Source organism: Streptomyces sp. NPDC050085 (genome assembly GCF_044460595.1).
GTDB lineage: Bacteria > Actinomycetota > Actinomycetes > Streptomycetales > Streptomycetaceae > Streptomyces.
The window spans coordinates 460871-485423 of sequence record NZ_JBITJZ010000002.1; the positions used below are offsets into that span (position 1 = coordinate 460871).

A 24553-nucleotide genomic window follows, 5' to 3' on the forward strand; every position below is an offset into this window, starting at 1 on the left:
GCCCGTTCCCCGTCCGGTACGTCGCATGGCGAGGTGGCGTACCGGACCTTATTTTTCGCGTATGCCTCATATCGCCACCATCGACCTCCGAAGCTCCTGAGTCCCCATGGGCGTACTCAAGGACCACCCGGAACTCGTCCTGTTCGTGAGCCTCGCGCTCGGCTACCTCGTCGGGAAGCTGCGCGTGGGGCCGCTGACGCTGGGCGGCATCTGCGGAACGCTGATCGTCTCGCTGCTCCTGGGCGCCTGGACCAAGGCCCAGGTCTCCAGCGACGTGAAGACGGTGTTCTTCGCGCTGTTCATCTTCGCGCTCGGCTACATGGCCGGACCCCAGTTCTTCCGCAACCTCAACAAGAAGAGCCTGCGCTTCTTCGTGCTGTGCGGGATCGAACTGGTCTGCGTCGTCGGCATCGCCCTCGGCATCGCCAAGGCGTTCGACCTGGACGTCGGCACGGCCTCCGGCATCCTGGCGGGCGCGGCCACCGAGTCGGCGGTCGTGGGTACGGCCACCGAGTCCATCGGCAACCTGGCCGGACTGACCCAGGCGCAGATCACCGAGTACCAGGGCAACGTCGCCACCGCGTACACGGTCTGCTACCTCTTCGGCCTGATCACGATCGTCCTGTACTGCAGCCAGATCATGCCGATGCTGCTGCGCATCAACCTCCGCGACGCGGCCCGCGAGCTGTGGGAGCGTACGCGCAGCAAGGGCAGCCTGGAGTCCGACGAGCGGGCGGCGCTGCCCGGCATGGTGGGCCGCACCTACCTGGTGACCACCGCTGACGGCCGTACGGTCGGGGACCTCCAGTCCGGCGAGGGCGAGCGGGTCACCGTCGAGTCCGTCAAGCGCGGCAGCAAGGTCATGGACGTCACGCCCGACCTCGAGCTCACCCTCTCCGACCTGGTGCTCCTGGTCGGCCGCCGGGCGAACGTCATCGAGGCCGGCCGGCTCATCGGCCCCGAGACGCCGGGCGTGCCCGGGCTCGACTCCCCGCTGGCCTCGCGTCAGGTCTCGGTCACCGACAAGGGCCTCGACGGCAGGACCATCGACGAGCTGCAGCAGGCGAACCCCGAGTTCTACAAGGACGGCGTCTACGTCACCGACATCAACCGCGGCGACACCGACCTGCCCGCCACCGGCGACACGGTCCTGCACCGCGGCGACGTCCTCACCCTCGTCGGCGCCCGCTCCGGCCTGAACAAGCTGGTCGCGAAGATCGGCTCGGTCGTCAAGAACGACGCCACCGACTTCATCTACCTCGGGCTCGGCATCGCGGCCGGTTCGCTGCTCGGCCAGGTCGTGGTGAAGTTCGGCGACGTCCCGATGTCGCTCGGCACCGGCGGCGGCTGCCTCATCTCCGGTCTGCTCTTCGGCTGGTTCCGCTCGCGGTCGCAGACCTTCGGCGCGTTCCCGCCGCAGGCCGCCTCCACGATCAAGGACATGGGCCTCGCGGTCTTCATCGCCTGTACGGGTCTGGTGTCGGGGCCGCAGGCCTGGCCGCTGATCAAGCAGTACGGGGCGCTGCTGCCGTTCGCCGGGATCGCGATGGTGCTCGTGCCCGCGTCGCTCTCGCTGTTCGTCGGCCGCAAGCTGCTCAAGATCGAGCCGCCGCTGCTGATCGGCGCCATCGCCGGACAGCAGTGCTCGACGCCCGCGATCACCGCCGTCACCCAGGTGGCGCAGTCGTCGGTGCCGATGCTCGGCTACACGATCACGTACGCCCTCTCCAACTTCCTCCTCCCCCTGACGGGCCCGCTGCTCGTCGGCATCCTCGGAAACTGAGGGGTGTTCCGGTCATGATCGACTTCCTCAACCGCAACATCTTCCAGCCGCACCCCGAGCTGCTGGTCTTCATCACCGTCGCCTTCGGCTTCCTCGCCGGGAAGCTCCGCTACAAGGCGATCGCCCTCGGCGCCGTCACCGGCTGTCTGGTGGTGGGGCTGCTGTTCGGCGCCCAGTTCAAGGTCACCATCGACGGGACCGTGAAGAACCTGTTCTTCACGATGTTCCTGTTCGCACTCGGCTACAAGGTCGGCCCGCAGTTCTTCCGCGGCCTGAAGAAGGACGGCCTGCCGCAGGTCATCAACGCGGTCGTCGTCTGTGTCACCGGTCTGCTGGTCTGCTGGGGCTTCGCCGCCATGCTCGGCTACGGCCCCGGGCTGAGCGCCGGACTCCTCGGCGGGGCCCTCACGCAGTCCGCCGTGATCGGTGTCGCACAGGACGCCATCGGCAACCTGCCGGGCCTGTCGTCCGCACAGGTCAAGAGCGAGGAGAACCTCGTCGCCGTCGGCTACGCGGTCTGCTATCCGCTCGGCACGATCCTGTGCGCGATGCTGCTCGCGAACGTCCTGCCGAAGCTGTACCGCCGGGACCTCGCGGCCGAATCCGCCGCCCTGGCCAAGGAGTTGGACGCGCCGGCGAACGACCCGGACCTCCACGAGGGCTACTACGAAGTCGTGCTGCGTGCCTTCACCATCCAGCGCCCCGACATCGTCGGCCGCACCATCGAGGACTTCGAGCAGCAGCAACAGCAGCTCGGCCACCGCATCTACCTGACGCGGGTGCGCCGCGACGGGCAGATCCTCGACCACGACCAGCAGACGGTGCTGCGCGAGGGCGACGTCGTCGCACTGAGCGCGCTGCGCGGCTCCCTCGTCGACTACGACGCCCGTACGCACATCGGTGCCGAGACCGACGACGTCGAACTGCTCGGCTACCAGACCGAGACGCTGCACGTCGTCGCCTCGGAGAAGGCCCAACTGGGCAAGTCCGTCGCCGAGTTGAGGCGCGAGCCGTTCATGGTCGGCGTCTACATCGACAAGATCTACCGTGCGGGCGCCGACTTCCCCTACCGCCTGTCCACGCAGATCGAGCGCGGCGACACCCTCATCCTGACCGGGCCGAAGCGGCTGGTGGACCCGGCGGGCAGGGCGATCGGCAAGCCGGTCCCCACCTCGTTCGCGACCGACATGATCTGGGTCGGCCTCGGCATCTTCCTCGGCGGCTGCATCGGCATCCCGGCGCTCACCGCGGGCGGCGTCCCGATCTCGCTGTCCACCTCCGGCGGCGCGCTCATCATGGGCCTGGTCTTCGGCTGGATCCGCGGCAAGTACCCGACGTTCGGCAACGTGCCGCCCGGCGCCCAGTGGTTCATGGACACGCTCGGCCTGTGCCTGTTCGTCGCGGTCGTCGGCCTCAACGCGGGCCCGAGCTTCACCTCCGGCCTGTCCACGGCCGGCTGGGGCCTGCTGGTCTTCGGCGCGGTGGCCACGCTGATCCCGCTGCTCGTCGGATTCCTGGTCGGCCACTACATCCAGAAGATCCGCTTCCCGATCCTGATGGGCGTCCTCGCGGGCGGCCAGACCACGACGGCGGCGATCGGCGCGATCAACGAGCAGTCCAAGTCCCAGGTCCCGACGCTCGGTTACACGATCCCGTACGCGATCAGCAACGTACTGCTGACCATCTGGGGCGCCGTGATCGTCCTGCTCCACCACTGACTCCGCCCGGCCCACAAGGACGTAAGGAAAGACCATGCCCAAGTCGACGCTGACCCGCGAACAGATCCAGAGCTACGCGCAGTTGTCCCCCTTCGAGCTGAAGAACATCTTCATCGACCTCGCCAAGCAGGCCCAGGCCGACCAGCCGGGCCAGAAGGGCAAGTCGAGCGTCCAGATGCTCAACGCGGGCCGCGGCAACCCGAACTGGACGGCGACCGGGCCGCGCGAGGCGTTCTACGCGCTCGGCTACTTCTCCCTCGAGGAGTCGCGCCGGGTGTGGACGGGCGACAACCTCGGCGGCATGCCCGAGCTGCAGGGCTCGTACGAGCGCTTCGACGCGTTCGTGCGCCGCCACCCCGACCTGCCCGGCATCGAGCTGCTCGCCCAGTGCGTCCAGCACGGCATCCAGCGCTTCGGGTTCGACAAGGACGCGTTCGTCCACGAGCTGACCGACAGCTCGATCGGCGACAACTACCCGGTCCCCGACCGCATTCTGACGCACGTTCAGGAGATCGTCCGCGGTTACATCGCGGACGAGATGTTCGACAAGAAGCCCCCGGCGGGCGACTTCTCGTACTTCGCGACCGAGGGCGGCACGGCCGCCATGTGCTACATCTTCGACTCCCTCATGAAGAACGGGCTGCTGAAGAAGGGCGACAAGATCGCCCTCATGGTGCCCGTCTTCACGCCGTACATCGAGATCCCCGAGCTCGACACGTACGAGTTCGACGTCACGTACGTCGAGGCCAACATGTTCGCCGAGGCGGGCGTGCGGGAGTGGCGCTACCCGGAGGAGGAGGTCGCCAAGCTGGAGGACCCGGAGATCAAGCTGGTCTGCCTGGTCAACCCCTCCAACCCGCCGTCCCTGGCGCTCTCCCAGCGCGTGGCGGACCAGATCAAGTCCATCGTCGCGACGAAGAACCCGAACCTCCTCATCGTCACGGACGACGTGTACGGCACGTTCGTGGAGGGCTTCCGCTCGATCGCCGCCGACCTCCCCCGCAACACGCTCCTCGTCTACTCGTACTCGAAGCACTACGGCTGCACGGGCTGGCGGCTCGGCGTCATCGGCCTGCACGACGACAACGTGATCGACGAGCGGCTCGCGAACCTGCCCGCCGACGCGAAGGCGAAGCTGAACAAGCGCTACGAGACGCTCACGCTGGAGCCGGAGAAGATCAAGTTCATCGACCGCCTGGTCGCCGACTCCCGGCAGGTGGCCCTCAACCACACCGCGGGCCTGTCCCTGCCGCAGCAGGTCATGCTCTCCCTCTTCTCGCTCTTCGACATGCTGGAGGAGGGCCAGGCGTACAAGCACCGCATCCGCTCCATCGTCCAGCAGCGCCTCCAACTCCTCCTGGAGGGCGCCCAGATGAAGATCTCCGACGACGCCCACCGGGCCGGCTACTACATCGAGCTGGACCTGATGGCGCAGGCGCAGCTGGAACACGGCGAGGAGTTCGCGGCGTACCTCCAGAAGACGTACGAGCCCATCGACCCCCTGTTCCGCCTGGCCCAGCAGACGGGCGTCGTCCTGCTCAACGGCGGCGGCTTCGAGGGCCCGGAGTGGTCGGTCCGCGTCTCCCTCGCGAACCTCGACGACCTGGACTACTTGAAGATCGGGCATCACCTGCGGGAGATCTTCAACGATTACGCGGAGGAGTGGCGGGCGGCGTCGGCGTAGCGGTGCCGCACGGCATGAAGGAGCCAGGACGGACTTCGGTGCGCCCTGGCTCCTTCATGTCCGCTCAGTCGAGGCAGAACTCAAGGAACCGCCTTGGATCTCGTTGACCTCAAGCGCACTTGAGTTTCTAGGTTTCAGATGTCCGCGTCTGAACGAGGGTGGGGAGCGAGTCGTATGCGCGTGGTGAGAGTGGCCCGTTTCGGTGGGCCCGAGGAACTGGTCCCAGGACAGGCGCCGGAGCCGACGGCCGGGCCGGGGCAGGTCGTGGTCGAGGTCGCCGTGGCGGGCATGACATTCGTGGAGACGCAGATCCGGCGGGGTACCGACCAGTGGCACGAGCCGCCCCAACTCCCCTACATTCCAGGCCAGTTGGTGGCCGGGACAGTGAAGGAGGCCGGCGCCGGGGCGGATTCTTCCTGGCTGGGCCGCCGCGTACTGGCGGGGACGGGTGAGACCGGCGGCTTCGCCGAGCAGGCGGTGGCCGCGGTCGGCGACCTGACGCCCGTACCGGACCGGCTCGGCCTGCCGGAGGCGACGGCCCTGTTCAGCGACGGTAGTACGGCGTTGGGCCTGATGGAGAACGCCGAGGTCAAGGCGGGCGAGTGGGTACTCGTCGAGGCCGCGGCGGGCGGCGTGGGCAGCCTGCTGGTGCAACTGGCCCGAGCGGCGGGCGCGCGGGTCGTGGGCGCGGTGGGCAGCGGGCGGAAGCTGGACGTGGTAACGGAGTTGGGCGCGGACGCCGCCGTCGACTACTCCCTTCCCGACTGGACCGAGCGGGTCCGCGATGTGACGGGGGGCGCGGGCCCCAACGTGGTGTTCGACGGTGTCGGCGGCCGGATCGGGCGGGCCGCGTTCGAGGCGACGGCGCGCGGCGGCCGCTTCTCGGTGCACGGCGCGGCGAGCGGCGAGGCCACCTCCGTGGAGCCTGCGCGGGCGGCAGACCGGGACGTACGGGTGCTTGGCATCGAGCAGCTCTTCAACTTCCCGGCACATCAAGCGCGTTGGGCCGAGCAGATGATGGCGCACGCGGCGGTCGGGCTTGTCCGCCCGCTCATCGGGCAGACCTTCCCGCTGGAGCGCGCGGCCGACGCTCACCGGGCCATCGAGGACCGCACCGCCGTGGGCAAGTCACTGCTGGTGCTGTGACAGTTCGAACCAGGTCCCCTTGCCCGCACCCGGGCCGTGCGTACACACGCCCCAGGCGCGGGCTTCGTACGAGATCAGGTGGATGCCGCGGCCGTTCTCGGCGTCGTTCTCGTTGCCGTACGGGGTCGCGCCGCGGCACTCCGGGAGGCCGGGGGCCTCGTCCCGCACGAGCACGCTCAGGCACCCTGCGCCGCGCCATCCGGCGGTGACGGTGACCGGGGCCGTGCAGTGTTTCGCGGCGCAGGCGTTGATGGCGTTCGTCACGGCCTCCGACGTCAACAGGGTTGCGGTGTCGATGAGTTCGGGATGACCAGCCGCCTGGAGGAAGGCGCGGACGGCGTCCCTGGCGGTGCGGACCCAGATGGGGTGGGGCGGGAACGTGAGGGTGACATCGTCCGTCTCCATGGGCCCTCCTGGGGCTGTTCGGTTGCGCATGACGATAGGGAAATGTTTTCCCTTACTGCAACAGTTCACCGATACCCTCACTCGTGTAGGTGACGCGCCAACTCTCCAGTGACACGGGGATGTTGAGAGCGACAGACTGCGCGACAGGAGGTCGGGATGGCACCCAGGATCAATCCGAGTGAGCGGCAGCGCAGGCTCGGCGCCGAACTGCGCAAGCTGCGCCTGCGGGCGGGGCTCTCCGGTGAGCGGGCGGCTCAGTTCCTGGACGCGGACCGCGCCCGCATCAGCAACATCGAGGCGGGTCGCATCGACGTGTCACGCAACCGCCTGTACAAGGTTCTCCAGGAGTACGACTGCCCGCCCGGCCCCTACTTCGACGGCCTCATGGCGATGGCCCAGGGGAACGGCAAGGGATGGTGGGACCAGTTCGCCGACTGCATCGGGCCAACCGCCCGCGATCTGGCCGAACTCGAATCGGGTTCCACCGCGCTGCGGACGCACGAACCCCTGGTCATCCCGGGAATGCTCCAGACGCGGGAGTACGCGCACGCGGTGCTCACGACCACTGAGGCGGACCCTCAACGCACCGACCGATACGCCGAGTTCCGGATCGCACGTCAGCAAGTCCTGAGCGGCGACACACCCACGTCGTACCGCGCCGTCATCCACGAGGCCGCTCTCCACACCCTGGTGGGCGGCCCCGCCGTCATGCGACGGCAGTTGCGCCGGCTGATCGAGGTCGCACGCCTCCCCCACGTGACGATCCAGGTCTTCCCGTTCGAGGCCGGGGTCTACTCGGCGCACAGCCGCTCGTTCGTCATCTTCGGCGGCGGGGATCAGGAACTGGACACCGTCTTTCTGGAGCATCCGGCGAACTCCCTGTTCCTGCACGATGGCGAGCACCTCGACGAGTACGCCAAGATGTTCGAGCGGCTCTCGGAGCTGGCACTGGCTCCGGTGGACCCCGAGTCAACTCCCGAGTCGCACGAAGGCCGAGACTCCCTCAGCCTGATCCAGCACGTGATGTACGCGCTCTGAAGGGAACCCCGATGGCCCGGCTCGCATGGCAGAAGTCCTCGTACAGCACGGGCGGCGAAGGCGAATGCGTAGAGCTGGCCACCGACCCGGCCGACCCCGCGCGAACCGTCCATCTGCGTGAGAGCGACGACCCCGGCCGCGTGGCCACGACCAGCCCGCGCGCGCTCGCGGCGCTGTTGAACTCCCTCAAGGACAAGGCATGCTGACCTGACCGCCTAGTCCCACCAGAACGACCACTCTCACGCCCGACGAGCTCGTCCGCGTACTCCGGGAACGGCTTCGGCAACCACCTTCACCGCCCCCGTCAGCCGACATCCGCACGGCCGACGTGCTCAATGTGCAAGGCGTGGGCAACCTCATCGATCCGGTACAGGATGCGCCACGGCCCGCTCCTGAGGCGCCGGTGCTCCGTGCCCCAGGCGCGCGATCCCTCAGGGCGGGCGTTCCCCGCGAGCTGATCCGTGGCCTGGAGCAGGGCGTCAACGCCCGCCGGGTCCTCTTTGAGATAGCCGGTCGCCGCATTGAGCGCCACCGGTTCCCACGTCACCCGCCAGGTCACTCGCTCCTCCCCGCCGCGTCAAGGAGAGCGCGGCGGGCTTCGTCATGCGGTATCGGAGCGGCCGAGAGGCCGAGTGCCCGGTCGCGCTCCAGGCGGGCGATCGCGAGCGCGTCCTCAAGGTCTTCGAGCTCGGCAGGGGAGATCAGTACGGCCGCGGGAACACCTCGGTCCGTCAGCGTGATGTGCTCATGCTGTGCCGCACGGCGGGCGAGGTCTCCGAGTTTGCCGCGCGCCTCAGCGATGGGATACGTAGCAGACATGCATCTACTGTACAGCTAGATACACATCACCGCACCCGGTGGGAGCAGGCCCCCCCTTCGCCCCGCGCCTCCCGGCCTCAGGCCGCCTTCACCAGCCCCCCGTCGACCCGGTAGTCCGCCCCCGTCACGCTCCCCGCCACCGGCGACACCAGGAAGGCCACGACCGCCGCGACCTCCTCCGGTTCCGTCAGGCGGTTCGTCGTCATGCCCATCAACTGCGGTGCCTGGTCCAGGAGTTCGGCGTGGGTGAGGCCGTGGAGCTCCGCCAGTTGCGCGCCGAAGCTGCCCGGGGCCTCCCACAGGTCGGTGCGGACCGGGCCCGGGGAGACCGTGTTGACGCGGACGCCGCGCGGGCCGAACTCCTCGGCGAGCGCCTTGCCGAGGGCGGTCAGGGCGGCCTTCGCGACGTTGTAGTCGACCGGCCCGGCCGCGGGCAGCCGGGCGCCGATCGAGGAGATGTTCACGATCGAACCCTGGCGCTCGATGAGCGTGGGCAGGGCGGCCCGGGTCACGCGCTGGGTGGCGTAGAAGTTGACGTCGAAGGTGCGGCGCCAGCTGTCGTCGTCGACGTCGAGGAAGCTGCCGACCTGGACCGCGTCGCCGCCACCGATGTTGTTGACGAGGATGTCGAACTCGCCTGACTCCTCGATAAGTTGACGGACGCCCTCCGCCGTCGACAGGTCCACGGGCACCGGTCGCGCGCCCGTCTCCTTCAGCTCCGGCGTGATCGTTCGGGCCGCGCCGATGACGCGTACGCCCTCCGCGATCAGGGTGCGGGTGACGGCCAGCCCGATGCCACGGCTCGCGCCGGTGACCAGGGCCGTCTTGCCCGTGAGGTTCAGGTCCATGACGTGCCACTCCATTGATAACCGTAGGTACAAAACAAAGTCAGAGAAAAACCCCGGGCCCGGCAGGGCAGGGCAGGGCAGCCCGGGCTCACAGCGTGTCGAGCAGTCCGTCCACCACGCGCTCCACCTGCGCCCGCCCGTCCGCCGTCTTGGCCAGGACGCGCATCCCGATCACCGTGGCGAGCAGGAGCGAGGCGAGGGCGCGTACGTCGCGAGCCGGGTCGATCTCGCCCGCGCGCTGCGCCTCCTGGAGCGCCGCGACGAACGCCGCTTCCGTGCGGGCGAACATCCGCCGCACCGCCTCCGCGGCCTCCGGGTCCGAACTCGCCAGCTCCGTCGCCGTGTTGACCGCCATGCAGCCCCGCCGGTCCGGGTCGGTGAAGTCGAGCTCCAGCAAGAGGTGCAGGGCGTCGCGGATGCGGGCCTTGACCGGGCCCCCGGCGTCGAGGAGGTCCGTGAGCCGCACCGCCTGCGTGTCCGCGTACCGGCCCAACGCCCGCTCGAACAAGGCCCGTTTGCCGCCGAAGGCGTTGTAGAGACTGCCCTTGCCCAGGCCCAGTTCGTCGACGAGATCCTGCGGGGTCGTGGCCGCGTAGCCCTTGCGCCAGAAGACGTCCATGGCGCTCTCCAGCACCTGGGCCTCGTCGAACTTCCTCGGTCTCGCCATGCCGGCGAGCGTAATTCGTAATGGACCTTCAGGTCAATAACCTTCGGTGAAGAGAGCCCCGGCCGGGTGGGGGGTCGTACCGGCCGGGGCTCGCTCCCCCGTTACTCAGTGGTCAGTCGAACCAGTTGAACCAGTTGAACCAGTTGAACCAGTTGAACTAGTTGAAGGCTGCGAACGCCTTCTGGAACGCGTTCGCACCCTGCTCGATCGAACTGCACGTCGGCTGCGCCGAGTTGGACGCGCCGCCCTCGCACTGCTTGTCGCGCGTCGCCGACCACATCGACAGGCCGCCCAGGCCCTTAGACTTGGCGAAGGAGACCAGCTGCGTGGCGTCGTCGACCTTGAAGACCTCGGACGAGACGTCGTTGACGCCGATCATCGGGGTGATCGCGACGGCCTTCCAGGCGGCCGCGTCCGAGAGGCCGAGGGCCGTCTTGATCTGGGCCTGCGTCGCGGTCGCGGCCTGCTCGGCGTACGTGCCCATGTCGCCGCTGTACGAGGCGCCGTAGTCCATCGCCATGATGTTGACGAGGTCGGTGGAGACGCCGTTCTCCTTGGCGTTCTTGAGGAAGTTCACGCCGTCCGAGGTCAGGCCCTCGGGCATCACCGGGAGCGTGAAGGAGACGTTCAGGCCCGGGTTGTTCTTCTGGAGCGTGGCGATCGCCGTGGCGCGCTTGGTGTTCGCCGCCGTGTCCGGCAGCGCGCCGCCCTCGACGTCGAAGTCGACCTTGGTGAGCTTGAACTGGTCGATGACCTTCTGGTACGCCGCCGCCAGGTCGGAGGCGGAGGAGCAGGCCTGGGCGAGCTCGGTGCCGGAGGCGCCGCCGAAGGAGACCCGGACGTCGCCGCCCGCGGCCCTCAAGTCGCCGATCTGGGCGGCCACTTCATCGCTGCCGAGGTCGGTGACGCCGCCCCACTTCGGGGTGCAGTCGCCGCCGGAGGTGATGAAGGCGAGGTTGTACTCCTTGACGCCGGTGGCCTTGGAGGAGGCGACCAGGTCGAACTTCGGGTACAGGGACGTGTCGACGTACGGGGCGAAGCCGGCGGACGCGGTGGAACCGGAGCCCGTACCGGAGGACGAGGACTGCGAAGGACTGGCCGTCGCCGTCTCGGTGGGCTGCGCCGTCGCCGAAGCGGAAGCGGACGCCGAGGCCGTCGGGGACGGGGTCGTCGACTCGGTCGGGCGCCCGCTCGGCTCGGGGGTCGCGCCGTCGTCGACGGAGCACTTGGCGTCGTTGATGAGGCAGCCGGTGGGGTCGGCGTCGCCGGAGACGACGAAGCCGACGGTGACGGACTTGCCCGCGGCGATGCCCGCCGAGTCCCAGGAGGCCGGCTTCACGGTGACGTGCGAGCCGGAGACGGACGACTCGGCGTTCCAGAGCGAGCCGAGTTTCGTACCCGACGGCAGGTCGAACTCGAGCGTCCAGTCGGACTGGGCCTTGTCCGTGTCGTTCTTGATGACGTACTGGCCGGTGTAGCCGCCGGACCAGCTGCTGGTCTTCGTGTACGCGGCGCCGACCGAGGCCGCCGACGCGCTCGACGCGAACAGGAAGGCGCCACCGCCCACGACGGCCGCGGCGACGATGCCGCCTATCGCCTTGTTCCTGCCGCTGACCCTGCGCCGGTGCGTGCTGCTCATCGCGTGCCTGCCTTAGCTGTACGAGGTGTACGAGGTGTACGAGGTGTACGAGGTGTACGAGGTGTACGAGGTGTACGAGGTGTACGCGGTGTGCGTACGTGGGGGTGTTGGGGGTGCGGCAGCACGCTAGCGATCAGGAATCCGGCAGACCGGACAACTGGGAAGGGGCTTACGGATCTTAGGGTTGGCTTAAGGAAGGGATCGGGAGCGATTAAAGGTAGAGACCAATCCTTTACGTTCCCGTCCGCGATGTCCGCGTCCACGGCGCCCCGCGACAGGCCCGCGCCCGTCGAGCTGCACCCAGATCCGCACCTCGGTGCCGCCCAGCACGGACGAGCCGATGCGCACGTCGCCGCCGGTCGACTCGGCGAGGCGGCGCACGATGTCCAGGCCGAGCCCGGTCGAGCCGTCGCTGCCGGAGCCGCGGCCGCGCGCCATGGCGGCCTCGGGGTCGAGGATGCCGGGCCCCGCGTCGGAGACGAGGACGATGACCGCGTCCTCGCCGCTGTGCACGTCGACCGCGAAGGCCGTGCCCTCGGGCGTGTGGCGGAAGACGTTGCCGAGCAGCGCGTCGAGGGCGGCCACCAACTCGCCGCGCGCCACCGGGATCCGCACCGGCCGGTCGATCCCGGCGACCCGCACCTTGCGGCCCTCGTCCTCGGCGAGCGCGGACCAGAAGTCCATGCGCTCGCGGATCACCTCGGCGGCGTCGCACCCGGCGCCTGGCCCGGCCGCGGCGGTCTGCGGCTTGGCGTCACGCGCCGTACGGATGATGGTGTCGACCTCGCGCTCCAGCTGCTCGACGGCGACGCGGGTCTGTTCGGCGGCGGGCCCGTCACCGAGCGAGGCCGCGTTGAGCCGGAGCACGGTGAGCGGGGTGCGCAGCCGGTGGGACAGGTCGGCGGCCAACTCCCGCTCATTGGCGAGCAGTTGTACGACCTGGTCGGCCATGGAGTTGAACGCGACGGCGGCGAGCCGCAGTTCGGTGGGCCCGTCCTCGGGCACCCGGGCGCCCAGCTTGCCCTCGCCCAGGTCGTGCGCGGCCCCGACGAGCCGCTGCGCGGGCTGCACCATCCGCACCCCGAGCCGGTCGGCCACCGCGACCGAGCCGATGACGAGCGCGATGCCGACGCCCGCGAGCACCACCCACGCGGTGGTCACGCCGTTGCTGACCTCGGCCTCGGGGACGTACACCTCGACGACGGCGATCTTCCCGCTGCCGACGGCGATCGGCTGCAGCCACACAGAGCCGCCCGCCACGTCGACGGCCCTGGCCTGCCGGATCCGGTCCAACTCGCCCCCGTCGACGAGCAGTTCACCGAGCCGGATCTCGGGAGCGTCCCCGGCAGCGGGGACGTACACGGATATCCGGTCCTCGCCGCCGGTCCCCGCGGAGGCGAGGGCGCGGGCGAGCTGGTCGCGGTCGGTGGTGATGGAGAGGGTGGTGCCCATGGCGGCGGCGGTCCGCTCGGCGTTGGAGAACGCCCGGTCCCGCGCCATCTCCTTGATGACGAGGCCGAGCGGGACGGCGAACGCCACGACCACCATGGTCGTCACGGCCAGGCAGACCTTGACGAGGGCCCACCTCACGGAGCCGCCTCCAGGCGCGGCGGCTCCAGCTTCACGCCGACGCCGCGCAGGGTGTGCAGATAGCGGGGGCGCGCGGCCGTTTCGCCCAACTTCCGCCGCAGCCACGACAGATGTACGTCGATGGTCTGGTCGTCCCCGTACGACTGCTGCCAGACCTCCGCGAGGAGCTCCTTGCGCGGGACGACGACGCCGGGGCGTCCGGCGAGGAAGGCCAGCAGGTCGAACTCGCGGCGGGTCAGGTCGAGCCGCGTCCCGTCCAGCTCGGCCTGGCGGCGCAGCGGGTCGATGGACAGACCGCCGACCCTGAGGACCCGCGAGGGCGGCTCGGCGGTGGCGCTCCCCCGCGAGCGGCGCAGCACGGCGGCCATCCGGGCGGCCAGGTGCTCGGGCGAGAACGGCTTGGTGAGGTAGTCGTCGGCGCCGTCGTTGAGGAGGCGCACGATCTCGGCCTCGTCGTCGCGGGCCGTGGCGATGATCACGGGTACGTCGGTGATGCCGCGCAGCATCTTCAGCGCCTCGGCCCCGTCCAGATCGGGCAGACCGAGATCGAGGATCACCACGTCGAACCGGAAATGGGCGACCTCGCGCAGCGCCTCCAGGGCCGTGCCGACGCTGCGTACCGTGTGGGCGGCGTCGGTCAGGTGCCGGATGAGGGCTGAGCGTACGAACTGGTCGTCCTCGACCACGAGCACACTTGCCATGGGCGGCACCGTACGCCATCCGGGCGAGCCCGGTCCTCCCCCCGGGTGACCTCGGGGTCCCCGGGACAGCGGCGGCGCGCGTGGTGCAGTATGGCCCGCGATGCCCTCGACACCACCTCCGCCACCGCAGGCCCCGGACGCCGCACAGACGCCGGACGTCCCGCGGGCCCCGGACGTCCCGCGGGCTCCGCGGCCGGTGCGCCGTGGGCTGGTGCACTCGGTGGCCTGGCTGCTCGCGACCGGGGCCGCGGTGACCCTGTCCTGGTGGGGCGTGCACACGGTGATGGCCGGTACGGCGTACGACCCGCCGCAGGCGCTGCCGGTGGCCGCCTCCGACAGCGCCTCGGGTTCCTCCCCCGACGGTTCCTCCCCCGACGGTGCCTCGCCGCTGGCCTCCTCGACGCACCGCCCCGAGCCCTCGCCGTCCACGACGCCCTCCACTTCCGCGCACACCTCGAAGCCGTCGGGTTCGGGATCGGGCCGGACGCCGTCGCAGACCCCGGGGCCGGCGAAGCCCTCCCCCGGCCCCGCGTCCTCCGGGACCGTGAAGAGCTACGCGACGACCGGCGGCCGCGCCGTCTTCGACCTCGGGGAGACCTCGGCGAGCCTGGTCACGGCGACGCCTGCGTCCGGCTGGGCGATGCAGGTGTGGAAGCAACCGACGTGGATCCGCGTGGAGTTCACGTCCGGCGACAAGAAGGTGTCGGTGTTCTGCACCTGGCACGACCACAAGCCGACGGTCGAGATCGCCACGTACTGAGGGGCCCTAGTACTGAGGGGCTCCTACCGAAACACCGAGGGCGGCGGCGCCGGTGACGCCTTCGCGGCGGCGTCCGCGACCGGCGCGGCCCCGCCCGCGAAGTCGAGCAGCGCCCGGCCGTGCTCGACGCGCCCCGGGTGCGGGTCCCCCGCGGCCCGCCGGGTCAGCTCGGCCACCGGCAGGGGCAGCGCCGAGCCCACCAGGACCGCGTTGCCGAACCGCTTGCCGCGCAGCACGGTCGGGTCGGCCACGAGGGCGAGCTCGGGGAAGACGGCCGCGGCCGTGGCGATCTGCCCCCGCAGATGGGCCAGCGGCGGGCCGTCGGCGAGATTGGCGACGTACGTCCCGGCGGGCCGCAGCACGCGCCGCACCTCGGTCAGGAACTCGGTGCTGGTGAGGTGGGCCGGGGTGCGGGCCCCGCTGAACACGTCGGCGACGAGCACGTCGGCCCAGCCGTCGGGCAGCTTGGCGAGCGCCTCGCGGGCATCGGCGGTCCGTACGCGGATACGGGCACCGGGGTCCAACGGCAGTGCCGTACGCACGAGTTGGACCAGGGGCCCGTCGCGCTCCACGACCTGCTGCGTGGACCGGGGCCGGGTCGCGGCGACGTAGCGGGCGAGGGTGAAGGCGCCGCCGCCGAGGTGCACGGCCTGGATCGGCCGCCCCGGGTCCGCGGCCAGGTCGAGGACGTGGCCGATGCGGCGCTGGTACTCGAAGGTGAGGTGGGCGGGGTCGGCGAGGTCGACGTGCGACTGCGGTGCGCCGTCCAGGAGCAGGGTCCAGCCCGCGGGCCTGTCCCGGTCGGGTATCAGCTCGGCGAGACCGCCGTCGACACTCTGCACGACGGACTCCCTGCCGCCGCTGCCCCGCCCCTGCCGCTCTCGTGACCTTGCCATTCGCCCATTATCCGTGGGCGGATGGAAAGAGGCGCCCCGAAGGGGCTCAGGCAGGGCGGTAGTGGGCGACGGGCGGGCGGCTCAGCGGCAGTTGTCGGCGGCCTCGATCAGGCGGGCGGCCTCGTCGAGAGCGGCGCGCAGCACGGCCGGGTCGGTGACCAGGTCGGCGGCCGCGGAGCCCGCCGGGTCCGGTGGCACCAGCCAGCCGGAGCCCTCGACGGGCGGGGCGAGCGAGAGACCCCGGCCCTGGGTGTGCGTACAGGCGCTGCCGGGGACGTCCCACGCGTCGGCGGTGCCCGGCGGGACGAGGAAGCCGAGGGTGTCGCCGCCACCGTCGTGCAGCACCGGGCCGACCGTCTCCGCGCTGCTGCCCCTGCGCAGGATGTCGACGGCCTCCAGGCCCTGGCGGGAGGGCACCGTCACCAGATCGCAGGCGCCCGGCGGCTGCGCGCTGCGCTCCTCCGTCGGGCGGTGCTGTGCCGTCGATGTCATGGGCGTCGTCGATGTCATGGGCGTCATGGGCTGTGCCGCGTCCAACACGTCGGCCCCTCCTCGCTCGTGGGGTTTCGCCGCATGGTTCAACGCATACGGGCGTCAACGGCTACGGCGGCACGCCGCCGCAAAGGATGGCACTTCATGGCAGATCGCGGGTGAGATATCCGGTTTGTAGCCAAACACTGCGTGTCGCCGCTGTCACAGCCGGTACCTTCGAGCCTCGCCGGAACCCGTCAAGAGCCCCAACTCCCTTGGCGTCCGGCACGGTTCGCACGGGAGGACCCGCTCATGACGTCGTCTCCGCCGTCTCCGCCGTCTCCGTATGTCCCGGACACCACGGCGCCGCCGTCCCCACGGCCGAACCTCGCCTTCCGGCAGCTGCGCGGACAACGCTCGCCAGGCGAGTTCGCGGCCGCGGTGCGGCGCGCGGCACGCGAGATCGGCGAACGGGTCAGCTGCGACGCCCGCTACATCGGACGGGTCGAGGCCGGCGAGATCCGCTGCCCCAACTACGCCTACGAGCGGGTGTTCCTCCACATGTTCCCGGGCCGCAGCCTGGCGGACCTGGGGTTCGCACCCCGCGCGGCGGTCCGCGGCCGGGGGGCGCGCCCCTCCGCACCCCCCGCTGTTCACGAGTACGAGTACGAGTCCACGCACCACGAGGAGAGCGACGTGCGGCGTCGCGCATTCATGACCGGCATGACCGGCTCGACGGCCACCGTGGCCGTCGCCACACTCGCCCCCTTCGGCATCCCCGCGCTGCCCGAGGGGCTCGACCGGCACCCCGCGCGGGCCGGCGTCGGCGCCGTCGAGGAGGCGATCCGGCGGATCCGGCTGCTCGACGACCGGCACGGCGCCGACGGCCTGTACCGACGGGCCGCGGCCCCGCTGCGGACCGCCTTCGAACTGCTCGACGCGGGCACCGCGCAGCACGAGGTCGCCGAGCGGCTGCAGGCCGGGGCGGGTGAACTGGCCATCTCCGTCGGCTGGTTGGCCCATGACTCGGGCCGCTTCGACGATGCGCGCTCGCACTACGCGGAGGCGCTCGCCACGTCGCGGATGGCGGGTGACGAGGCGCTGGAGGCGCACGCGTTCTGCAACACGGCGTTTCTCGCGCGCGATGCGGGACGGCCCCGCGAGGCCGTCCGGGCGGCGCAGGCCGCGACCCGGGTGGCGACGCCGCTCGGCTCGCCGCGGCTCCTGTCGCTGCTCGCCCTCCGGGAGGCCGGGGGCTGGGCCGGGCTCGGCGACCGTCGGGCCTGCGAGCGGTCCCTTGCGCGGGCGCAGGCGTTGTTCGCGCGCGGGGTGTCGGAGGCCGACCCCGAGTGGATGTCGTTCTACGGCGAGGCCGAGCTGGAGGGGCTCGAGGCGCAGTGCTGGTCCGCGCTCGGCGACTGGACCCGGGCCGTGCGGCACGCCCGCCGGGCCGCCGCGCTCCAGGACCCCCACTTCACGCGCAACATCGCCCTGTACACGGCCGAACTCGCGGACGACCTGGCCCGGGCGGGACACCCGGACGAATCCGCTGCCGCGGGGTCGCATGCGCTGAGCCTGCTCCGGGATGTCCGCTCGTCCCGGATCGAGTCGATGCTGGCCACGACCGCCCGGGTCCTGTTGCCGCACCGGCGGGCGGCGGGGGTGGCGGCTTTTCTTGAGGCGCACTCGGCGTCACGTCGATAGACCGCCGAGGCGCCGTAGGGCTTCGCGTGACGTCGCGGCTGACGGCCGGTGGGGCTTCTCGCGCCCCGCGGCGGAGCCGCATATCGACACAGCCCCGCGCCCCTGAAGGCTTGCGGCTGCGCCGCTTGCCTTCATCGGGGAAATGCGGCGCGAAGCGCCTGCATTTCAGGGGCGCGGGGAACTGCGCGACCAGCCACGACGGCGCCGCAGCCGCGAACGCACGCCCAACCCTCAACGGCGCGAAGGCGGATCCGCTCAGCCCACCGCGAGGTGCCCCGTCTCGTTCCAGGACTCCACCGCCGGCTCCCCATAAGCCCAGCTCAGCACCGACAGCGACGTCGGGTTCAGCCGGATCCGGGACGCGAAGTCCAGGGGCAGGCCGAGCCAGCGCGCGCCGATCGAGCGCAGGATGTGGCCGTGGGCGAAGACCAGTACGTCACGGTCGGCCGAGCGGGCCCAGGAGACGACCTCGTCGGCGCGGGCCGTCACCTCGGCGAGCGTCTCGCCGTCGGGGACGCCGTCGCGCCAGATGAACCAGCCGGGGCGCAGCTCCTGGATCTGGGCCGGGGTCAGTCCCTCGTACGCGCCGTAGTCCCACTCCATGAGCGCGTCCCATGCGGTGGCCCGCTCACCGAACCCGGCCAGCTCGCAGGTCTCGCTCGCCCGCACCAGCGGCGACGTGCGCACCTCGACCCCGGCGAGGCCGTCGAACGGGGCCCGGTGCAGACGCTCGCCGAGCAGCTTCGCGCCGCGGCGGCCCTCTTCGAGGAGGGGGATGTCGGTCCTGCCGGTGTGCCGTCCGGACAGGGACCATTCCGTCTGTCCGTGCCGGGCCAACAGGATGCGCGGTGCCATGCGGGGACCTTTCACGGCTGGGGGGCGTGGGTGACGCGGGTGACGTGTGCCGTCCATCATCCCGCAATCCGAATGTGGTCCGCCCGTCGGGCAACCCGGTGAAGGACGTCGGCGTCTTGGAGGATCGGGGGCCACCCGCACGGGCTGCACCTACGCCGTAAGGTGGATCCGTGGCCGGAGGCCGCCCGACGAGGAAGAGGGGGAGCGGCCCGAATGTCGCAGCAGACCGACGACGCACGACGCGCGGAGGCGATACCGCGCACCCGGCTCCGCTGGTGGACCGAACTGCCACTGATCATCCTCGTGTACGGCGCGTACTCGGCGGGCCGGCTGCTCGCCAGGGGAGACGTGGCGCAGGCCGTCGACCACGGCCTGTCGATACTCCGGGCCGAGAAGGCAGTCCACCTCAACCTCGAGCACCCGCTGAACCGTCTCTTCACCCGCGAGCCCTGGCTCGGCGTCCCCGCCGACTTCTGGTACGCCTCGCTGCACTACGTGGTCACGCCGGCCGTCCTGATCTGGCTCTTCCGGCGTCGCGCCCACCTCTACCGCGCGGCCCGCACCTGGCTGATGACCTCCACGATGATCGGTCTGATCGGCTTCACGCTGCTCCCGACCTGTCCGCCCCGGCTGCTGTCGGCGGGCCACGGCTTCGTCGACACGATGGCCCAGTACAGCTCGTACGGCTGGTGGGGCGGCGCGGCCAGCGCGCCCAAGGGCATGGGCGGCATGACCAACCAGTACGCGGCGATGCCCAGCCTGCACGTCGGATGGGCGCTGTGGTGCGGGATCATGCTGTGGCGCAACGGCCGCAGCCCGTGGGTGAAGGCGGCGGGCGTCGCCTACCCGCTGATCACCACGCTCGTCGTGATGGGCACGGCGAACCACTACTTCTTCGACGCGCTGGCCGGGGTCGCCGTCATGGGCGTCGGCTTCCTGCTCACGAAGCCGGTGATGCGGGTCGCGGCCCGGATCAGGAACCGGGTGAACGCGGCGTTCGCGGGCGGCGCGGTCGGTTCGACGGGCGGTTCGACGGGCGGTTCGACGGTGGTCCCTTCCGCCACTCCGTCCTCGATTGTCAGTGGAGGGTGCCAGACTTCCCCGGGTGAGCGAATTCCCGGACAGCGCAAGGCCTCAGCCCCCTCGCCCTCCCGCGACTCGGGCGACGGGGCTGCGACACCAGCTCGCTGAGCTGCGCGGCCCCGCCCATCAGCCGCGCCCCCTCGACGCCCGCGCCCTGGCCGCCCTCGCGGCGAACCCGGGGTGCAGCAGGCGTGCGCTGCTCGACGGCGCCGGGGTGGACAAGGCCCGCCTGGCGGACGCGCTGGGCTCGCCGTCCGCGTTCGGCCAGTCCCAGTTCGCGCTGACGCGGGGCAATGTGTTCGAGGCGCGGGTGAAGGCGGACGGCGGCGCCGGGCTGCTGGCCCTGGTGCACGCGCGCGTGGACGCCGCCGGCCCCGAGCCGGCCCCTTCGCTCGTCCGCGCTCCGGACCTGGCCGCGATCGGCCCCGAGGGCCGCACCGCGCGCACGGCGCTCGCCCTGCGCGAGGCGCTCGACTCCCCCGGCACCTGGACGTTCCTCGACCATCCGATGCTCGCCCTGGACGTGGCGGGCAGCCCCGCGTTCCTGGAGCCGGACGCGGTGGTGGTGCACCCGGACGGGAGCTGGACGGTCGTGGAGATCAAGTCCTTCCCGATGATCGACGGCGCGGCGGACGCGGCGAAGGTGGGCGCGGCCGCGCGGCAGGCTGCGGTGTACGTGCTGGCGCTCGAGCAGGTCGCGGCCCGCCTCGAGGGCGTCGTGGTCAGGGACCGGGTGGTCCTGGTCTGCCCGAAGGACTTCTCGAACCTGCCGGCCGCGTCCGCGGTGGACGTGCGCAAGCAGCTGTCGGTGACCCGGCGCCAGTTGCGGCGCCTGACCCGGATCGAGGACATCGCGGCCGCGCTGCCGCCCGGCACGGTCTTCGACCCCGACCTGCCCGCGGCCGAGCTGACGGCGGCGGTCGAGTCGGTGCCCGCGACGTACGCACCGGAGTGCCTGGCCGCCTGCGAGCTGGCGTTCCACTGCCGGGACCGCTCGCGCGCGGCGGGCGCGGTGACGGCGCTCGGCCGTCCGCTCCGCGCCGAGCTGGGCGGTCTGACCACGGTGGACGCGGTGCTGGCCGCGGCGCACGGCGAGGCGGGCGACCCCGCGGATCCGACGGTGGCGGCGCTGCGGCGCGCTGCCGCGCTGCGGGCCGAGGCGCTGGCGGGAGCCGCCCTGTGAGCCTGATCAACCACCTGGCCCGCCTGGAGGCCACCAGCACCGGGCGCGCCCAGCGCATCGCGACGGTCCGGCACCGGCACCTGTCCCAGCGCCCGCTGGTCCTCGTCCCGCTGACGACCGCGGGCGAGACGGGCGCCCCGCTCGGCGCCCTCGTCGGCACGGAGCGCACGGCCCCGCGCCTGCTGGTCGTGCCCCAGCCGCGCGACCGCGACCTGCGCTTCGCGTTCCTGACGCAGCTCGCGGACATCGTCCTGCCGTACGTCGACACGTACGCGGCCGAGGTCGAGGCCGCCGAGCGCAGTGAGACCGACCCGGAGACCGGCAAGAAGGTCAAGGTCGAGGTCGAACTGTGCGCGGACGCCCCGCAGTTGATCGTGCCGAGCCGCGCGGGCGTCGAGTTCGTCCGCCTCCTCGGGCGCTCGATGCGCTTTCGCCGTACGGCGGAGCAGGACCCCGAGACGCCGTACCCGGCGCCGCCGCACGTCCCGCTGCTCGGCCGCTGGCTGACGCATTTCGGGGAGCGGGCGCGCGTCCCCGGCTCCGCTCTGCTCCTCGCCATGACGGACCTGCTCGGCCGGCACTGGGCGACGGGTCAATCCAGCCTGGAGGACCAGCACTTGGGCGCGCTGCTCGCCTGGATCGCCGCCCCGGAGGGCACGTCGGGCGCCGAGGCCGCGCTCCGCGCCGAGCTGGGCCGGGACGCGGCGGGCCAGTTGCTGTGCCCGCCGGCGGGCCCGGCCACGGACCCGGCGTTCGACAACAAGCTGCTGGCGCCCGCGATCGAGCGGTACGACAGGGCCCGTACGAAACTCGCGGCGGCCGAGGACGCGGTCGTCGCCGACGGCCGCCTGGCCGAACTGACCGCCGCCGAGCGGGAGATCCACGCCCTGGTCGAGTCCCGCACCCGGCCCACGTGGGACGCGGTGTGGCGCGGCCTCGACCTGCTGTGCACGCTGCCCGAGGGCCCGCGGGCCGCCGAGCGCTGGACGCGGGACCGCTGGTCGTTCACCGGGCACCGCGACCGGGTGGCGGCGGGCGAGCCGCCGCAGCCGCGCCGCGACGACGCGGTGACCGCGGCCAACAAGCTGGCGACGCGCGAGCGCGAACAGGCCCGCCTGGACGCGCAGGAGGCGCTCGACGACCCGCTGGTGATGGCGGGCAGACGGCTCGCGGGAGAGGCCTTCGCGGGCGAGGTGACCGAGGTCGTGGCGGCGTACAACGAGAAGAAGCGGCCACGCCCGCTGATCACCGTGCGCACGGAGGACAGGCCGCACCTCGCCGAGCGCGTGAAGGTGTTCCGCTCCCTCGAAGGCAAGCCGCAGAGCGCCGAGTTCGTGGCCTACGAGGGTGCGGATCTGGTGGTGCTGCGGATCCTGGACAAGATGGGCCGCGGCAAGGAGGCGGAGGAGGGCTCGGTGCCGGTGAAGGGCGACCGGGTCTGCTGGACGCTGTTCGAGCACGAGCAGCGCGGCGGCGCCCAGCTGCCCGACCCGGAGGAGACGCCGTGGACGCACGGCGGGCCGCCGGGCTCGGACGCGGAGACCCCCGACGCCGTGACCGCGGAGGACATCCTGTGACCACGACCGATCCGGGCACGCTCGCTCCGAGTGCCTTCGATCCGAGTGCCTTCGATCCGGGTGCCGAGGCCGCGCGCGCCACTGCCGCGATCCTCCACGACACGCTGCACGGCGGCGCCCGCGGTGTGGTCGTCGACTCCCCGCCGGGCGCCGGAAAGTCCACGCTCGTGGTGCGGGCCGCGCTCGAACTCGCGGACGCGGGGCGGCCGTTGATGATCGTGGCGCAGACGAACGCCCAGGTGGACGACCTCGTCGTACGACTCCACGAGAAGAACCCCGAGCTGGCCGTGGGCCGGCTGCACAGCAGCGACCCGGACGCGTACGACAAGGCGCTCGACGACCTGCCGGGCGTGCGCACCTCGACGAAGGCGGGCGACCTCGCCCCGCTGCCGGTCGTCGTGTCGACCGCGGCGAAGTGGGCGCACGTCAAGGGCGTCGACCCCTGGCGGCACGCCATCGTGGACGAGGCCTACCAGATGCGGTCCGACGCGCTGCTCGCCGTGGCGGGCCTGTTCGAGCGGGCGCTGTTCGTGGGCGACCCGGGCCAGCTCGACCCGTTCTCGACGGTCGGCGCGGAGCAGTGGGCCGGCCTGTCGTACGACCCGTCGGCCTCGGCGGTGTCGACGCTGCTGGCCCACAACCCCGAGCTGCCGCAGCACGAACTCCCGGTGTCCTGGCGGCTTCCGGCGTCGGCGGCGCCGCTGGTGTCGGGGGCGTTCTACCCGTTCACGCCGTTCCGCAGCGGCACGTCCGAGGGCGACCGGCGGCTGAACTTCCGTACGGTGTCGGATGGTTCGGGCCCCGACCGGGTCATCGACGAGGCGGCGGGGGCGGGTTGGGGCCTGCTCGAACTGCCCGCGGCGCACACGCCGCGCACGGACCCGGAGGCGGTGCGGGCCGTGGCGCGCGTGGTCCGTCGCCTCCTCGACCGGGAGGGTGAGACCGTCTCCGAGCGGGACCCGGAGGCGGTGCCGCTCACCGCCGACCGGATCTGCGTCGGCACCGCGCACCGCGACCAGGCGGCGGCGGTCCGCGCCGCCCTCGCCGAGCTCGGCGTCCAGGACGTCACGGTGGACACGGCGAACCGGCTGCAGGGCCGGGAGTTCGACGTGACCGTCGTCCTGCACCCCCTGTCGGGCCGCCCCGACGCCACGGCGTTCCACCTGGAGACGGGCCGCCTGTGCGTACTGACCTCCCGGCACCGGCACGCCTGCATCGTGGTGTGCCGCGCGGGCGTCTCCGACCTGCTGGACGAGCACCCCTCGACGGAGCCGGTGCAGCTCGGGGTGAGCGTGAAGTTCCCCGACGGCTGGGAGGCGAACCACTCGGTACTGGAGCGACTGTCGGCACACCGGGTGGCCTGGACCCCGTAGCGCTTGACCCCGCAGGCCCCGGCAGGCCCGGGCCGAGGCCCCCTTGCCCTGCGTCGGACAATAGAAGGTGGCCCGCGCACCACAGCACCCAGGAGGAACCCATGGCGGAGCCCGAGCGGCCCCGTAACCAGCAGCCACGGCTGCGGCCCGCCCCGCTGATCTTCGAACCCGCGGAGGCCTCCGCCGACCCGGAGCACTTCTTCGACCTGGAGTCCATCGAGGACCCCCGCGAACTGCTCGCCCGCGCCACCGAACTCACCCACGCGTTCCGCGCCGCGACCGACCGGTCGATCGAGTTCCAGGCGATCGCGGCCGCGCAGCTCGCCGATCCGCGCCGCTTCGACCGGCTGACAACGGCGGACATCGCGGAGCGCGCCGAGTGGACCGAGGACTACGCGAAGAAGATGGTCGAATTCGGTCGCGACCTGCTGCGCAACACCACCGAGCAGGCCCCGTGACGGCCGCCTGACGGCCGCCCGACCGCCGCCCGACCACTCGGTCAAGATCGTTTGGCATATGCCAGAGGGGCAAGATACTCCACCCCGCCCTCTCCTGTCCCGATTTCCGGCAACCCTTTGGAGCTGACCCCTCACGCCCTGTAGATCTAGATGGC

24 protein-coding genes are annotated in these 24553 nt (G+C 71.5%); 13 read left to right on the top strand and 11 right to left on the bottom strand.

The window, feature by feature from the left end:
* Positions 1 to 106: 106 nt before the first annotated feature.
* The 4 genes from aspT (ACIBUY_RS10425) (at position 107) to ACIBUY_RS10440 (ending at position 6331) form a co-directional block, all read left to right on the top strand.
* Positions 107 to 1783: an aspartate-alanine antiporter gene (gene aspT, locus ACIBUY_RS10425; RefSeq protein ID WP_399152352.1), complete on the top strand. Its 1677-nt coding sequence runs from the start codon at positions 107 to 109 to the stop codon at positions 1781 to 1783.
* A gap of 14 nt (positions 1784 to 1797) precedes the next feature.
* Positions 1798 to 3501, top strand: coding sequence for an aspartate-alanine antiporter (gene aspT / locus ACIBUY_RS10430; RefSeq protein WP_365563745.1), 1704 nt, complete (start codon positions 1798 to 1800; stop codon positions 3499 to 3501).
* A 34-nt stretch (positions 3502 to 3535) separates the two neighbouring features.
* Positions 3536 to 5185 carry a bifunctional aspartate transaminase/aspartate 4-decarboxylase gene (locus tag ACIBUY_RS10435; RefSeq protein WP_365563742.1) on the top strand — a complete coding sequence of 550 codons (1650 nt, stop codon included), beginning with the start codon at positions 3536 to 3538 and terminating at the stop codon, positions 5183 to 5185.
* 174 nt (positions 5186 to 5359) lie between these two features.
* Positions 5360 to 6331 carry a zinc-binding dehydrogenase gene (locus ACIBUY_RS10440; protein WP_399152353.1) on the top strand — a complete coding sequence of 324 codons (972 nt, stop codon included), beginning with the start codon at positions 5360 to 5362 and terminating at the stop codon, positions 6329 to 6331.
* Here ACIBUY_RS10440 and ACIBUY_RS10445 read toward each other — a convergent pair.
* Positions 6314 to 6736, bottom strand: coding sequence for an ATP-binding protein (locus tag ACIBUY_RS10445; protein ID WP_399152354.1), 423 nt, complete (start codon positions 6734 to 6736; stop codon positions 6314 to 6316). The two genes, ACIBUY_RS10440 and ACIBUY_RS10445, sit on opposite strands and share 18 nt — an antisense overlap.
* A gap of 156 nt (positions 6737 to 6892) precedes the next feature.
* On the opposite strand from ACIBUY_RS10445, the gene ACIBUY_RS10450 reads away from it, so the two are divergent.
* Both ACIBUY_RS10450 and ACIBUY_RS10455 read left to right on the top strand, forming a co-directional pair.
* A complete protein-coding gene (locus ACIBUY_RS10450) occupies positions 6893 to 7774 on the top strand; it encodes a helix-turn-helix transcriptional regulator (protein ID WP_365563735.1) in 882 nt (293 codons plus the stop codon).
* An 11-nt stretch (positions 7775 to 7785) separates the two neighbouring features.
* On the top strand, positions 7786 to 7980 hold the full coding sequence (locus tag ACIBUY_RS10455) for a DUF397 domain-containing protein (protein ID WP_399152355.1): 195 nt from the start codon (positions 7786 to 7788) through the stop codon (positions 7978 to 7980).
* Positions 7981 to 8078: 98 nt separating this feature from the next.
* On the opposite strand, the gene ACIBUY_RS10460 is transcribed toward ACIBUY_RS10455, so the two are convergent.
* The 7 genes from ACIBUY_RS10460 to ACIBUY_RS10490 all read right to left on the bottom strand — a co-directional run bounded on the left by ACIBUY_RS10460 (position 8079) and on the right by ACIBUY_RS10490 (position 14038).
* Positions 8079 to 8333, bottom strand: coding sequence for a type II toxin-antitoxin system RelE/ParE family toxin (locus ACIBUY_RS10460; RefSeq protein WP_365563729.1), 255 nt, complete (start codon positions 8331 to 8333; stop codon positions 8079 to 8081).
* Positions 8330 to 8593, bottom strand: a complete 264-nt coding sequence (locus tag ACIBUY_RS10465) for a type II toxin-antitoxin system prevent-host-death family antitoxin (protein WP_365563726.1) — start codon at positions 8591 to 8593, stop codon at positions 8330 to 8332. The genes ACIBUY_RS10460 and ACIBUY_RS10465 overlap by 4 nt, the downstream gene beginning before the upstream one ends.
* Before the next feature lie 77 nt (positions 8594 to 8670).
* Positions 8671 to 9441, bottom strand: coding sequence for an SDR family NAD(P)-dependent oxidoreductase (locus ACIBUY_RS10470; RefSeq protein WP_399152356.1), 771 nt, complete (start codon positions 9439 to 9441; stop codon positions 8671 to 8673).
* Between the two features lie 88 nt (positions 9442 to 9529).
* Positions 9530 to 10108 carry a TetR/AcrR family transcriptional regulator gene (locus tag ACIBUY_RS10475; protein WP_399152357.1) on the bottom strand — a complete coding sequence of 193 codons (579 nt, stop codon included), beginning with the start codon at positions 10106 to 10108 and terminating at the stop codon, positions 9530 to 9532.
* A 157-nt stretch (positions 10109 to 10265) separates the two neighbouring features.
* A complete protein-coding gene (locus tag ACIBUY_RS10480) occupies positions 10266 to 11747 on the bottom strand; it encodes a cellulose binding domain-containing protein (RefSeq protein WP_399152358.1) in 1482 nt (493 codons plus the stop codon).
* 189 nt (positions 11748 to 11936) lie between these two features.
* Positions 11937 to 13337 carry a HAMP domain-containing sensor histidine kinase gene (locus tag ACIBUY_RS10485; protein ID WP_365563714.1) on the bottom strand — a complete coding sequence of 467 codons (1401 nt, stop codon included), beginning with the start codon at positions 13335 to 13337 and terminating at the stop codon, positions 11937 to 11939.
* A complete protein-coding gene (locus tag ACIBUY_RS10490) occupies positions 13334 to 14038 on the bottom strand; it encodes a response regulator transcription factor (RefSeq protein WP_365563711.1) in 705 nt (234 codons plus the stop codon). The genes ACIBUY_RS10485 and ACIBUY_RS10490 overlap by 4 nt, the downstream gene beginning before the upstream one ends.
* Positions 14039 to 14234: 196 nt before the next feature.
* On the opposite strand from ACIBUY_RS10490, the gene ACIBUY_RS10495 reads away from it, so the two are divergent.
* Positions 14235 to 14798 carry a hypothetical protein gene (locus ACIBUY_RS10495; protein WP_399152527.1) on the top strand — a complete coding sequence of 188 codons (564 nt, stop codon included), beginning with the start codon at positions 14235 to 14237 and terminating at the stop codon, positions 14796 to 14798.
* Between the two features lie 23 nt (positions 14799 to 14821).
* Here ACIBUY_RS10495 and ACIBUY_RS10500 read toward each other — a convergent pair whose 3' ends face one another.
* Both ACIBUY_RS10500 and ACIBUY_RS10505 read right to left on the bottom strand, forming a co-directional pair.
* Complete coding sequence (locus ACIBUY_RS10500) at positions 14822 to 15694, bottom strand: fused MFS/spermidine synthase (protein WP_365563709.1); 873 nt, start codon at positions 15692 to 15694, stop codon at positions 14822 to 14824.
* An 81-nt stretch (positions 15695 to 15775) separates the two neighbouring features.
* On the bottom strand, positions 15776 to 16186 hold the full coding sequence (locus ACIBUY_RS10505) for a hypothetical protein (protein WP_365564007.1): 411 nt from the start codon (positions 16184 to 16186) through the stop codon (positions 15776 to 15778).
* A 291-nt stretch (positions 16187 to 16477) separates the two neighbouring features.
* Here ACIBUY_RS10505 and ACIBUY_RS10510 point away from each other — a divergent pair, with 291 nt between their 5' ends.
* A complete protein-coding gene (locus ACIBUY_RS10510; RefSeq protein WP_399152359.1) occupies positions 16478 to 17869 on the top strand; it encodes a tetratricopeptide repeat protein in 1392 nt (463 codons plus the stop codon).
* Between the two features lie 255 nt (positions 17870 to 18124).
* Here the strand turns inward: ACIBUY_RS10510 and ACIBUY_RS10515 are convergent, their stop codons facing one another.
* Positions 18125 to 18724 carry a histidine phosphatase family protein gene (locus tag ACIBUY_RS10515; RefSeq protein WP_365563703.1) on the bottom strand — a complete coding sequence of 200 codons (600 nt, stop codon included), beginning with the start codon at positions 18722 to 18724 and terminating at the stop codon, positions 18125 to 18127.
* 213 nt (positions 18725 to 18937) lie between these two features.
* Here ACIBUY_RS10515 and ACIBUY_RS10520 point away from each other — a divergent pair, with 213 nt between their 5' ends.
* The 5 genes from ACIBUY_RS10520 (at position 18938) to ACIBUY_RS10540 (ending at position 24398) form a co-directional block, all read left to right on the top strand.
* Positions 18938 to 19915 carry a phosphatase PAP2 family protein gene (locus ACIBUY_RS10520; RefSeq protein WP_399152360.1) on the top strand — a complete coding sequence of 326 codons (978 nt, stop codon included), beginning with the start codon at positions 18938 to 18940 and terminating at the stop codon, positions 19913 to 19915.
* Positions 19830 to 20990, top strand: coding sequence for a hypothetical protein (locus tag ACIBUY_RS10525; protein ID WP_399152361.1), 1161 nt, complete (start codon positions 19830 to 19832; stop codon positions 20988 to 20990). Before ACIBUY_RS10520 ends, ACIBUY_RS10525 begins: the two co-directional genes overlap by 86 nt.
* Positions 20987 to 22567 carry a hypothetical protein gene (locus ACIBUY_RS10530; RefSeq protein WP_399152362.1) on the top strand — a complete coding sequence of 527 codons (1581 nt, stop codon included), beginning with the start codon at positions 20987 to 20989 and terminating at the stop codon, positions 22565 to 22567. Before ACIBUY_RS10525 ends, ACIBUY_RS10530 begins: the two co-directional genes overlap by 4 nt.
* A complete protein-coding gene (locus tag ACIBUY_RS10535) occupies positions 22564 to 23940 on the top strand; it encodes an AAA domain-containing protein (RefSeq protein WP_365563691.1) in 1377 nt (458 codons plus the stop codon). Before ACIBUY_RS10530 ends, ACIBUY_RS10535 begins: the two co-directional genes overlap by 4 nt.
* 101 nt (positions 23941 to 24041) lie before the next feature.
* Positions 24042 to 24398 (top strand): hypothetical protein, encoded by a 357-nt coding sequence (locus ACIBUY_RS10540; RefSeq protein WP_365563689.1) that lies wholly within the window; start codon positions 24042 to 24044, stop codon positions 24396 to 24398.
* Positions 24399 to 24553 lie beyond the last annotated feature (155 nt).